This is a genomic window from Coxiella-like endosymbiont of Rhipicephalus sanguineus (assembly GCF_018687865.1).
The window spans coordinates 1-12,601 of record NZ_NIQB01000042.1 but is presented as its reverse complement, the minus strand read 5'-3'; the positions used below and the strand labels follow the sequence as shown (position 1 = coordinate 12,601).

Below are 12,601 nucleotides of genomic sequence, written 5' to 3'. Positions count from 1 at the left end.
GTAATAATTTTAAGAGAGGCATCTTTCTGAAGGAGATAAGATGTATCCACCCAGCAATCATCAACTTTTGCTGCTAATGCCGCCTTAGCAAGCCCAGCATCAATAGACTCGGCAACTTCTTGAACAGTTACAAGTTCAGAAAATCCTTTTATGCTTCCATCCGGAAGTTTGATCACTGGCATAATGGAACCCTTATGGAAAAGTACGCAAGATGGTAGCATCCTGCTATTTTTTTGACAATTTAAGACTTCGTAAAGCGTTAACCCTTCTTAAGGAATATTTTTCTTTTTCTTAATTTTTCTTGGTTTTTTTTCATTTTGGAGGTTCCTCATTGAAGAAGTCCATTTTTTAGCTAATTTTCAGCTAATTTAAAAAAATAAAGTTCTCCTCGCATTCATCATTGAAATTAAATCCGAAAATAAGTCAAATTTCACTGATTTCAAGTTTACACTAGGCGTCATTACATGCGACCTACCCTACCACACGTTTATAGATATAGACTAATACTCCTCTTCCTCTTATTCCGAAAGAACTGGCAGAACAAGAAAGAGAAGCGCGAAAAGCAGTTATTAGCTAATTACAACAGGATTTTAACGAAGGGGACTTAGTAGAACTCCATTTAATCTTACTAAAAATGTCTTACTAAAAATGGAGGGAAGAGTAGTATGGAAGGACACGTATCAAGAATGGTTACAAAGAATTATCCAGCTCAAAGTACTTCAGAAAAAAAAGAAAGTTTTATTAGAATTTTCAAGAAAACATACATTCTTCCCAATCGTTGAAGTAGCGGACAAAGAATCGAGGAGCGGTTTGCAGAGTCAACTCGAAGAAGCTTTTAGCAAAAAAAATCAGACTCTCCTTCAAGAATTGGCAGAAAATGAGACGACATGCAAATTATCTAATCGCTCCTGGAAAAAGAGCCATTAGAGTCTCGCTTCTTCGATGACTACTCTAATAGACGCTCTCTATGACATAAAAAACAAATTAATAGAATCTTTTGTAGGATCAAAAAGATTTCGTTCTCTTTGGAAGATGAAATTTTCTCCATAGAGAGTAGAATAAGATCCATTATTAGCCTTATTGAATATGCCCGAAATAAATATTTTTCTTTTCGAGCAAAAATAGAAAAAAAGCTTTTTCTACCTATACTAGAAATTTTGTACCACGGCAACACTATCGCCTATCTTTTTCGACAAGTAAGCAAGAAGGTAACTCCATTAACTGACGAACAAAAACGTGCGGGAACTATTCAGATTACACTTGCGAAAGAGGCTATCGAATGGCGCAATTCGAAGGAACTTCGTTCAGCACTAGGATGTAATTAATATTTATGCATAATGGAAATTTAACTTTCATGTACCACGAATAGAAAGATATTCTCAGTTATTAAAGATTTTAATTGAAGTTATACTATTATGCCGAAAAGAAATTATTTACAAAAAAGTAAAAAATAATTCTTCATTATCTAAAGAAATGGATAAACTAATTTCTAAATTATATCAGCCAATTTTAATTCCCTAGCTGATGAATCATGAATTTCGATTGATGATTCAAAAATATATCGAACAACGCCTAGAGGGAGAATGAATGAATGCACTAAGAAATTTATTATAGCCTATTACCTTCCCTACAGCTCTTTTTAAAATTCGAGAGAAGCAAAGGGAGTTTTTTGCTCAAGCAGAAATTTATCAACACGAACAACAAAAAGGAGCTTAGAACGGAGAAAAGCAAAACTATAGAAAGCGAAAATCTGATGGCACAGAAAATAACAATTGTACAACGCTTATGGAGAACGAAGCGAAATATATGTAGAAATGTTATATATCGTGTCGAAGTAAAGAAAATCCAGAATTAAGAGAGCCTCATTTAGAAATGGAGGTAACTGGAGCTAAAAGAACTGGGACATCAAAGGTACCCTTAGATTGGTGTCTTATAAATAGAGAAGATACTGACCATCAAACAAAAATACAAACTTTATTCGAGTATGCCCTAGAGCAGTATTCTCAATTACCTCAAAGCAATCGAGAGAAAAAATAGCATTTTTAGAGAAAAAATTTTGCGGCCTCTGCTTGAACATGGAAGCTAAGTTCGTCCCAAAGTATTAAAATCAAAGTATTAAAAGTAATTAAGTTAGATTGGCAGTTACTAGATTTAATATTAGGTTTTATTTATACGCCCGCACCTACACGATAGCCAGGCGCAAATGCTTGCGAACTTATGTTCAAGAAAGCCAGAAGCAGATCATAAGCTAGGAATGGTGCTTAACGCACAGTTTAGAAATATAGCGTTCAAAGCTTATCTTAGAAATAAAAGAAGAGCGTCGCCAAACGATCCAAAGGCTTCTTCCTTTCCTCACCTTATCAACCCCCAAGACAAAATTTAACTTCATTTGATCAAAACCTATCAGAAAAGATTCAGGAAGAAAAAAAATTTGGCAACTCGATCTGGAAATTCAGATCTATTTACTAAATTAGAGAAATCGGAAGTGGTTTAATGCAAATACCCTACATTGTAAGACCTTATTATCGATTGTTTCCTAGATTCAATTTATTTACTGAATTTGAACACGATTAAAATTATGGGACTTTCAAAAATATCCAGCTTAGTAAGGGAGAATCGGCATCTGAAGATAAAATAACTTTTGGGATGTCGGTTTTATTTTAAGAATCGGTGATGGGGGGATCTTTATACAGAAAACAAACGCGCATTATTCTACAGTATTCCTTGAACATTCTAACAGCTATCCCGTCACACACTGAGTAGGTGGTTAGCCTTTAATATAACCCAACTCGTCAATATCTCCGTTATTGGTTATTGAATTAGTTTCGACTTGAGCATTACGGTATATATAGGTCGCGACCTGACATTGCATTTGCATATCAAAAAAATTGCCAATAGACGGCGCTGTCATAATAGCATTATTATTTATTTCTTTAGATCCGAAAAATAAATTGATGGATTAATGAGGCTGGATTTTACAGGAAAGCGCGAATAAACCTACGTGCCATACTATTCCTTTTTAAGTAAAAATGCGTTCTATATTTTGATTTCCTGCCTTAACTACTAAAGGAAAAGCTATAAATGTAATTAGGCATATAAAAATAGATAAACGCATACAAATAGTATATCCCACCGTTTACCTATCGCAACGTTTACAATAACACCCCGATACCATCCATTTCTCTATATCTTTTCTTTGCTAATTAATGCTTTTTTTAAAGCCTCAGCTTTAGTAAGTGTCTCTTCGTATTCTGAAAGAGCGTCCGAATCTAAGACAATCGCTCCACCCACTTGAAATGTAACTATTTGATCTTTAAAAACATAGGTTCGAATAAGAATTGAAGTATCCATACTACCATCAAACCCAATATACCCTACACTGCCGCAATAAGGTCCTCGTCGTGTAGGCTCTAATTCTTCAATTATTTCCATAGCTCTTATTTTAGGAGCGCCTGAAATAGAACCTCCCGGAAAAGCTGTTCGTAATAAATCGACAGCCTGATACTGATTTTTTAGTTTTCCTTCAATAACCGACACCAAATGATGGACTGTCTCATAACTTTCTATCTGACAATACGCAGGAACATGAATCGAATTGGAAAGACAAACCTTCGATAAATCATTTCGCATTAAATCTACAATCATCGTATTCTCGGCACGATCTTTGATATTCATCGCTAGTTGCTGAGCTAATAGCTCATCTTCCTTTGCATCACGTGAACGCTTAATAGTTCCTTTAATCGGCCTTGTTTCCACTAAACGATCTTGCACTTTTAAAAACCGTTCGGGAGAACTGGAAACAATAGTTGTATCATCAAAACGAACAAAAGCTCCAAAGGGCGCGGGATTTATTGCACGAATTCGCTGATAAAGCGAAAATTCGCAATTATCTGGAAAAACACACTGGAATCTTTGTGATAAATTTACCTCAAAAATATCACCGTCCAAAATATAATGACGACATTTCTCTACCGCTTCCATATATGTTTTTTAGTAAAGTACCCGCGAATATCATTTTCCATCACCGATAGTTCGTCAATTAATTGTGGAGTTTTAACATTTTCCAATTTCTGTAAACACCAAGAAAGACGTAACTGCAAACGACGTTTTCTTTTTTCATTATTTTTTCAGGCAATCCGGAAGAAATAACCCATGCTTGTTGTTTAACATGATCAAAGGAAATGATTAAATCATAAAATCCTACTGCCAAGCGTGGATAACGCATGTCGTCCACAGCATAATTTGGTAAATTTTCCAAATTCCTTGTTAAATCATAGCTAAAAAATCCCACCGCTCCTCCCTGAAAAGGAGGCAACTTAGGATTTAACGAGAGTGATAATGATTTTAATTTATTATGCAGAAACGTAAAAATATTTTCTGTCGCAACCACCTCATTATTAAAATAAATTCTATCATCGCGATAAATAAGCGTAGCGAATGGATCTATAGCAATATAACTGTATCTTCCCAGTTTTGGATCAAATTTCATACTATCTAAAAAGACAAAATAATTTAATTTGTGGAAGATCACAGCGTATTCAAATGGATCTCGATAAGGGATAGAAGCCCAATAAGGCTGCTCTGTATTCGACATTTTCTTTACCCTTGCTAGTATAAATGGCTAAAACCCACGAACCTTCGCTGGAAGTGGTGCAGCTGATTTGTTTTGTCTGTCGTATTGTGTAAAATCTTTCACACTATGATTCTGCTCATCGATAATTATGATTCTTTTGTCTATAACTTAGGTCGATATTTTGAGATCTTAGGCCATCCGATATTAATATATCGTCATGATAAAATCACCCTCACCGAAATAGAAACACTTAAGCCCTCTCATATCGTAATCTCCCCGGGCCCTGGGGGACCCACTCAAACCGGCATTTCCCTCAATGTTATCAAACGCTTCTCCCCTCATATTCCTCTTTTAGGAGTATGTCTGGGACATCAAGCTATCGGATATGCCTTTGGCGCACAGGTATGCCGTGCTCATTATCCCATGCATGGGAAAGCCAGTCGGATCCACCACAATCAACAATCTCTTTTTTTAAAATTCCTAATCCTTTTTCTGCAGGTCGCTATCATTCACTCATTATCAGCAAAAATCAGATCCCTGATTGCTTGGAAATTATGGCAGAAAGTCAAGAAGGCGAGATTATGGCGATTCGCCATCGCGTTTATCTCACATTCGGCGTACAATTTCATCCAGAATCTATTTTGACAGAACAAGGGCTCCAATTAATCGATAATTTCATTACTCTATCTTATGAAGATTCTAATAAACAGCAATATTGCTTCAATGGATTCACCAGTCATTCATAGTAATGACCGAGGATTTTTACTGGGAGACGGTTTATTTGAAACTATTAAAGTTGAAAAAGGGCATTTACTTTTCTTTCAGGAACATTACCATCGGCTGGCAGCTTCCGCTTTAAAATTAGAAATTCCTTTTAAATTCTCCCTAATCGAACTGAAAAACCAATGCAAACAACTGTTAGAAATTAATCGAATATCAACAGCAGCTTCTCTTCGAATCACCTTGAGTCGGGGCCCTTCGCCAAAAGGGATTCAAGCACCTCTTAATCCATCCCCTACCTTATTGATCACTGTTACACTTTCTAGCTCATCCCGCCCAATTTCGCCTACACTGTACATTACAGATATTAAGCGAAATGAAGCTTCTCTTTTAAGCCGATTAAAGAACTTAAATTGTTTAGAACTCATATTGGCAAGACAAGAAGCTATTAAAGCAGGATATCACGAAGGTTTAATGCTTAATACGAAAGGTGCTATCACTGAAACAAGCATTGGAAATTTGTTTGCTTTGATTAATCAAAAAATATTTACTCCTCGAATTGAGGACGGTCTTTTGCCTGGAATTACCCGAGATACAATTATCAAAATTGCCGCTCAAATAGGAAAACCGATAACTGAGAAAATTCTATATCCCGAGGATCTTTTAAAGGCCACTGAAATATTTCAAACTAATAGCCTTATTGAAATTCAATCCTTTTCCAAGATTAATCAACATCCACTTTTAACAAAGGAAAAGGCGACTATAGCCAATTTCTTTTTCGAACAGTATCAAGCCTATAAAGATAGGCATATGAAAATTAATCAGATTAAAAGCTAAGAAATTAGCTGTCGCCAAATCGCTATATTAGCCTTCCAAAAGGCTAATATAACGAATGCTAAAATAACAATAAACAACATTCTCATCATAAGCGAATTTTTTCTTGGTAGCAGGGTTAACACGAATACCGCTACTAAGGTGACACTCATTGTTATAAAACTCATAATGGCGGCTCTGATAGCTTTTTCTTCGTAACCAACTAACACACCCCATCACGCTCACACTACTATAGGTCATTGGTAAGCCCATCATAATAAAAAAAATGGGAATCATTAAGCTAAATACAAACTAAATACATTTATATAATGAAACAAAAAACAAATAAATATTAATAGACTTCTAAAAATAGTACTTCCATAACCCAATGACATGACTTGATAATCGGATAGTCATTGATTGATTTTTCGAGCCGATAAGGCGCTGATAAATTACCCACTGTACGGAATAAGCAGCAGCATTCCATAATGGGCCGAGGTTAATCCAATTTCATCGATACCTATAAAGAGAGCACGACTGGCCACAATATAAATAAACGTCGTCATTAGTCTATAAATAATTGAAAATAAATCTACACACCACGTAGTCAATGCTTGAAAATAACTACGAAGTAGCGTTTTGAATCTTAGAGCGACATGATTCCGAGCCACCAGAGTTTCTGGTAACTACGTAGTAATATAATACCGTATTAAATAAAAATAGAAACAACCAACCCAGGATATATGTGTTGTAATAAAACTACCCAATTTGATATCAAATACAGTCATAAATGCATACGCCAATACGGTATAACTTACTAGCGGACGAGCTTGTTCAGAAAAATAAAAATCATTAATGATCGTAAAACTAATAATCATTCATACGGCTGAACCCAATGCCATAAGAAAGCGGCCCCAAAAAACAATTTCAAGGCTATGGACGTAAATACCAATTAAAAAAATTAAACAACTGAATAAATAAAGGCTAATTCTTAAATGCGTTACGATTTTATGACCAAACCCGATTAGTAAAAGGGAATAGATAAGTTGTCTTAACACATATCCAATCACAAAAATAATAATAAATTTCTGAGTATAGCCATTTGAGAGATGAAAAAAATTACTAATAGCTGACAATGCACGACTAATCAATACTGCTGATACGGAAGGAAAGCTAATCAATAAAATTAGATATAATAAATAGGTTTTTTTGTATTTAACTGATATTGCATCAGGATACTCCGAATGACTATTAGCTGATAGTTTCACAAGAGAATAAATTAATTAAAAGAATAATATCATTCCATAGTATTTTTCAATAGCTAGAGAATTACTAAATCTTAGAGATTATAATAATCTGACAGAAGTCTTTTTACATCCAATTTTTTGTGCTGGTAAAGATTCCTTTCCAAAAGTATAATGAAGTTTCTCAGTCCCTAATAGAGCTAAAATAACATAGCTAAAACATCTCGCCCAGTTGATTCTTCCAATGATACTTTTTTAAAAAAATTGTAACCTCTATATTTTTCTTGTCTCAGGCGATGCCTATAATTAAATGATGAGCGTAAAAAACTGCCGATCAAAACATATTTTTGGTCTGATTATTTGGTTCAACGCATGAGTATTGAGGGCAAAAGAAATTATCGGCAAAAGGATTTGGCTGCCGCTCTTCTATACGATAACGATCGTAATTTTGAATTAATTATAACTTAATAAGATGAACCAGTTATGAGCAGCCGCTCACCGAAGATGGTTCTCAAAAATTAATCGATTTTATAACAGATTGATACCTTTATATTGCCATTAAAATTCTTTTAATTAACTCTTCAACCAATAACGTCGTAGGCATTTTATTTCAAGATCTTAAAATGAATATCCTAAATTTCTATCACTATCTGAATAAAAATTCTTACGCTCAAACTGGAGGGAAAACTCGCACCCCCCTTATTTAACCAAATGAGAAAAACAAGTTATCTTGTTCTTTCTAGCCAATTTAAGCAGTTAAGAAATTGCGGATATATTTTACAATCTTGAAGGAAGAAAAGTTTCTAAAAGCACTATCGACAGAATTTTTAACGATCAATTATATTTCAAATTTAATGCCCATAGCCGCCTGCTTTATATAAAATTTTAAAAGAGATGGGCTATAAAAAGAAAATTTCTAAGGAACTTTTAACCAATTCTTCGGTAAGTTTGAATATCTTGAAACCCTATTAAATACTTTGTTGTCTAAAGGAAAAACTCTAAAAAAAAATAAAAACCTACAGAACGATAAAAATTTTGGGAAGCAAAATAATTTAATCGTTATGAGATGAAACTTTTAATGCCACTAAGCTGGGGTTTTGGCTGATTTGCTTTTAAATGTTGATCTAATTTGGAAGGACAAATAATAATTTTTATATGTTCCAATTTGCTTTCTTCTATAAAAAAGCTTGACTAACATTGTAGCTCACATATGGATTCTCTAATTCATCTGGATTAATGCTGTGACACTCAATCTCATCTAGAAGGAGCCATAACTGCTCCCTTACTAACATCGTTTTAAACGTGTATCCTCTATATTTTTTAGAGGTATGGAATCTGTAATACATCAATCAAGAATTTAAAAGTTCCAAAAATGCACTGGTTTTGCAACTAATAAATTAAAAGTATATCCTTGAAATTCCGTATTATAATGAGTTGACTAAAATTTTTGTCTTATTTTCTCTTAATTCACTTCTATTAACAATTTTTATTTCTGCAGATGGGGCAGTTTTTTCTTGAAAAAAAATTTTTTTCAATAAGATTGAAATTACAATGGATAAAATATAAATCAATCTATTCTTATCAAATTTTTTTAATATTTTACCAAAAGATTGTTAACTAACCAATTAAAGAAGCAGGCGACATCTTTCCGCAAATACGTTAGAAAAAAATCTGTATCCGGAAGCAGCTTAGTGATGCCATCAAGTTTCCCAAGCAATCTTGTTGCTTCATTATTTTTTTAGAATAGGTAGACTGAACTCAAAGCTATTTTGCGACGGAAAGAGTGAGAAATAAACGCCTTAAATTCTTGTAGCTGAGGAGAGGCGTTGCTCCGATTGCTACAGTGCTCATAACTTTGTTTTGTCTTTTATTCAGTAAACGAAAATATATGAGTTTGTTTATTATTATCAACAGAGGTAAGGAAACTTTTATTAGATTCTTTTGAGAGAGCTAGCGAGAGGTCCTGGACCAAAATTCTATATCTTATTAATTTTTTCTAAATTATAGGATGCTTCGGGCTAAACTGGTAGGCACGATTGGTATCGAACCAACGACCCCCACCATGTCAAGGTGGTGCTCTACCACTGAGCTACGTGCCTACATTGGAGGAATGTAACTTAGCATCAGATACAAATTCGTGCAATACTATCTCCTCACGGAAACGCGAAGTATAAGCGATGACGGAATAGCCATTGTGGAGACCTTCTTAAAGAGGCTCTGACGCAGAGCTAAATGACGCACCTTATTCCTTTTATTAATACATGATTTTGCTTAAAAATTGATTATTATCCAGAGCTCTATCGTTGGTCAATTGAATATCCAACTCTTTTTTGGCAGTCAGTTTGGGAATTTTGTAAAGTAAAAGCATCGCAAAAACCTACTGAAATACTAAAAATTTGTCCAGATACAAGATACGAAATGGTTTTTAGGAAAAAAACTCAATTTCGCTGAAAATTTATTACCTCGAAGGGAGCACTATCCCGCCTTAATCTTTATTTCAGAGCAAAGCGATTTTAAAACTTTTACTTAGAATAAGCTTTTTAACAAAGTCGCTGCTATTGCTACTTTTCTATGCCAAGGCCAGGTTAAACCGGGTGACCGTGTCGTTTGACTTTATGTCTAATCGGATTGAAACTGTTGTCGCTATGCTGGCGACTACCAGCATTGGCGCTATTTAGTCGGCCTACTCCCCAGATTTTGGTTTGGAAGGATTGGTCGATCGTTTCGAGCAAATCGAACAAAAAGTATTGTTCGCTGTAGAAAGCCATTCTTATAAGGCAAGACCTTTCATCATTTAAAAAAATCGCCAATTACAAAATTTTCTACTTTCACTAATAAAGATTATTATTGTCTCAATCACCAAAGAAAAATTAGCCCTCAACTCACTAAAAAATGCTAAATTTTATCGCAATTGCTTAAAAAGTAATTCCAAGAACTTTTATTTTGAACAATTACGCTTTAATCATCCGATTTACATTCTTTATTCTTCAGGTACCACTGGAAAACCTAAATGTATGGTACACAGCGCTCGTGGCACGTTAATTCAACATTTGAAAGAATTAATTTTACATACTGACTTACACCTGAAGATCGCATTTTCTTTTATACCACGTGCGGCTAGATAATGTGAAATTGGTTAGTCAGCAGCCTTGTTGTCGGGGCTACAGTCATCCTTTATGATGAAGTGCTTTTTCATCTCACTCCTACAATCCTTTTTGATTTAATCAACAAAGTAATCATTTCTATTTTAGACGTTGGAGCAAAAATTACAGAATCTTCTGATAAGTTAAATTTAAAACTTAAAAAATGTACCTTTTATCGAATTTAAAAAAAATTTAAATATAGGTTCGCCTTTATTACTGAAAAGTTTTGATTATATGTATCAAGAAGTAAAAACAAACGTACAACTGTGATCAATTTCTGAGATAGTGATATTATCTCTTGTTTCACTTTCGGGAATCCTCTACTGCCGATTTAGTGGGATAAATTGCAATGTGTTGGTCTCGGAATGAATGTAAAGATTTTTAATGAAGCAGGAAAACCCGTTATCGACAAAAAAGGCGAATTGGTTTGTACAGGACCCTTTCCTGCAATGCCTATTTATTTTTAGAATGATCCACATAGAAAAAAATATTAAAAAGCTTATTTTGACAAATATCTCGACGTTTGAGCACACGGAGACTATGCCCAAATTACCAAACACAATAGCATCATTATTTATGTCCGCTCCGACACAAGCTTCAATCCCGGTGGTATTAGGAATAATAAATCCAAAAAAACCTTGTTTTTTAAAATGATCCCAAATTTGGTTTAGAATATTAAAATTGTTGATTTATATCCTAATCATGGATCATGCCACATTAAATCTTCGACAGAGCCATCTAAAAATACCTGTTCTTCCACTGATAATTTGTCTTTAGGAATGCTTTGTAATTTATACCAATCGGGCATTCCGCTAAACAATTCTCCTTCCCACCCTACATTTCCTGCAGTCAATGCTTCACGTTCCGTTATTGATAATTGGAGCATTCGTTGACGGTAGAAAGATAAAAATTTACATGAAAAAATTTTTCGGCGTAATGACAATACATTGAATAAAACGGCTAATATTAAAAATACAACCCATAAACTAAAATACAACCCATAAACTAACTAGATCCCCCCCCCCCTAAAGTGGTTTTACTAAAAGCGTAAACAAGAAAAAGAAGAAAAACATAACTAATTATCCAAACAATCAAGGAAGCCCGATTAAATGTAAGAACAAGTCTCACAATAAGGAATAAAAGAATCCAGACCAAGGCCAACACAGCATACTCCTTTCTAACAATCTAATTGAAACTTACTTGCCTTTCCATTTATGGATATAGAATTAAAATATAACCAACAGCGGAATCAACATCATCAATGCATTATCATCAATCCATTGAAAGTTTCTCCATTCTACCATCACTGCCAAAGGCCCCATTAATAAAGCAAGAAGCGAATCAATCTTAAACCACGAGCTCGCCAACCACCAAATTAGCATGACAACAACCACACCCAGAAAAAAATCCACGTTGTGGCCTAATCGGGTATGTCGTAATTCGCCAAGGAGGGGATCAACGAGAGAACAGGAAGCAATAATGGGAATAGCGTATTGCTTTCCGAGTGCCAATAATAAAATCATACAAAAACTAATAACGGTCCAGGCAAAAGAAAAAACCATACGCCCTTCGCGTTTACGCTGCCCCCATAAAACCCATTTACGTCTCAAGTGTACGATTTCAAATAAAATAACTATTGCTATGATAACTAACAATAAGGAATGAAGTGACAAACCCAAAAAACGGGCGACAGAAATGGAATAGGAATAGTAAAGAAAAGGGATGATGATTATAGCTATGTGAAGTAAGTGACGAAAAAGATGGGCACCTATGCCACCAACCGTGCTGTAATAATGAGGCGTGTCTAACAATAATTCCTTGAGCTAATCACAGTGAGTTTAACATAAAAACTTTATTAAATAGGGGATTTTCGTCTTGCCAAAATTAGAGGAGCAGCACTCACAAGTTCAGCATTATAAATAAAAGGCTTGGATACTTTTATTTTCTATTTGATGGAGCTCAGATGATCATAACCCTCAATATCACCTTTAAATAAGGTTCGTACTAACATATCACCACATTGTATTAAAATAATACAATCCAAACCAATTAATTTCTCAATATTTTTCGCATAACTGTGAATGCCTGCCTGCCACATTCTGCTTTTA

At 34.5% G+C, this 12,601-nt stretch carries 11 protein-coding genes, 1 tRNA gene and 1 pseudogene; 4 read left to right on the top strand and 9 right to left on the bottom strand.

Features of this window, described 5'->3' with window-relative positions; translation table 11 throughout:
• A partial coding sequence (locus B1F79_RS02840; RefSeq protein WP_251365914.1) for a TGS domain-containing protein occupies positions 1–182 on the bottom strand: 182 nt, incomplete at its 3' end.
• 843 nt (positions 183–1,025) lie between these two features.
• On the opposite strand from B1F79_RS02840, the gene B1F79_RS02835 reads away from it, so the two are divergent.
• A complete protein-coding gene (locus B1F79_RS02835) occupies positions 1,026–1,325 on the top strand; it encodes a hypothetical protein (protein ID WP_251365913.1) in 300 nt (99 codons plus the stop codon).
• 1,858 nt (positions 1,326–3,183) lie between these two features.
• Here B1F79_RS02835 and B1F79_RS02830 read toward each other — a convergent pair.
• Positions 3,184–3,981: an anthranilate synthase component I family protein gene (locus tag B1F79_RS02830; RefSeq protein ID WP_251365912.1), complete on the bottom strand. Its 798-nt coding sequence runs from the start codon at positions 3,979–3,981 to the stop codon at positions 3,184–3,186.
• A 58-nt stretch (positions 3,982–4,039) separates the two neighbouring features.
• Positions 4,040–4,594, bottom strand: coding sequence for a hypothetical protein (locus tag B1F79_RS02825; RefSeq protein ID WP_285896370.1), 555 nt, complete (start codon positions 4,592–4,594; stop codon positions 4,040–4,042).
• 105 nt (positions 4,595–4,699) lie between these two features.
• On the opposite strand from B1F79_RS02825, the pseudogene B1F79_RS02820 reads away from it, so the two are divergent.
• Together B1F79_RS02820 and B1F79_RS02815 are read left to right on the top strand one after the other, a co-directional pair.
• Positions 4,700–5,319, top strand: a pseudogene (locus B1F79_RS02820) (anthranilate synthase component II).
• Positions 5,297–6,130 carry an aminodeoxychorismate lyase gene (locus B1F79_RS02815; protein ID WP_251365911.1) on the top strand — a complete coding sequence of 278 codons (834 nt, stop codon included), beginning with the start codon at positions 5,297–5,299 and terminating at the stop codon, positions 6,128–6,130. The pseudogene B1F79_RS02820 and the gene B1F79_RS02815 overlap by 23 nt, the downstream one beginning before the upstream one ends.
• A 27-nt stretch (positions 6,131–6,157) precedes the next feature.
• On the opposite strand, the gene B1F79_RS02810 is transcribed toward B1F79_RS02815, so the two are convergent.
• From B1F79_RS02810 to B1F79_RS02795, 4 genes are all read right to left on the bottom strand, one after another.
• Positions 6,158–6,367: a hypothetical protein gene (locus B1F79_RS02810; protein WP_251365910.1), complete on the bottom strand. Its 210-nt coding sequence runs from the start codon at positions 6,365–6,367 to the stop codon at positions 6,158–6,160.
• A 191-nt stretch (positions 6,368–6,558) separates the two neighbouring features.
• Entirely contained in the window at positions 6,559–6,777 is a 219-nt protein-coding gene (locus B1F79_RS02805; protein WP_251365909.1) for a hypothetical protein, read from the bottom strand.
• 15 nt (positions 6,778–6,792) lie between these two features.
• Positions 6,793–6,984, bottom strand: coding sequence for a hypothetical protein (locus B1F79_RS02800; protein ID WP_251365908.1), 192 nt, complete (start codon positions 6,982–6,984; stop codon positions 6,793–6,795).
• 2,390 nt (positions 6,985–9,374) lie between these two features.
• Positions 9,375–9,449 (bottom strand) — tRNA-Val (locus tag B1F79_RS02795).
• Between the two features lie 735 nt (positions 9,450–10,184).
• Between B1F79_RS02795 and B1F79_RS06580 the strand changes: the two genes are divergently transcribed.
• On the top strand, positions 10,185–10,475 hold the full coding sequence (locus tag B1F79_RS06580; protein ID WP_308159726.1) for an AMP-binding protein: 291 nt from the start codon (positions 10,185–10,187) through the stop codon (positions 10,473–10,475).
• A gap of 718 nt (positions 10,476–11,193) precedes the next feature.
• Here B1F79_RS06580 and B1F79_RS02785 read toward each other — a convergent pair.
• A complete protein-coding gene (locus B1F79_RS02785) occupies positions 11,194–11,379 on the bottom strand; it encodes a hypothetical protein (protein WP_251365907.1) in 186 nt (61 codons plus the stop codon).
• Between the two features lie 340 nt (positions 11,380–11,719).
• Positions 11,720–12,304 carry a hypothetical protein gene (locus tag B1F79_RS02780; protein WP_251365906.1) on the bottom strand — a complete coding sequence of 195 codons (585 nt, stop codon included), beginning with the start codon at positions 12,302–12,304 and terminating at the stop codon, positions 11,720–11,722.
• Positions 12,305–12,601: the final 297 nt, after the last annotated feature.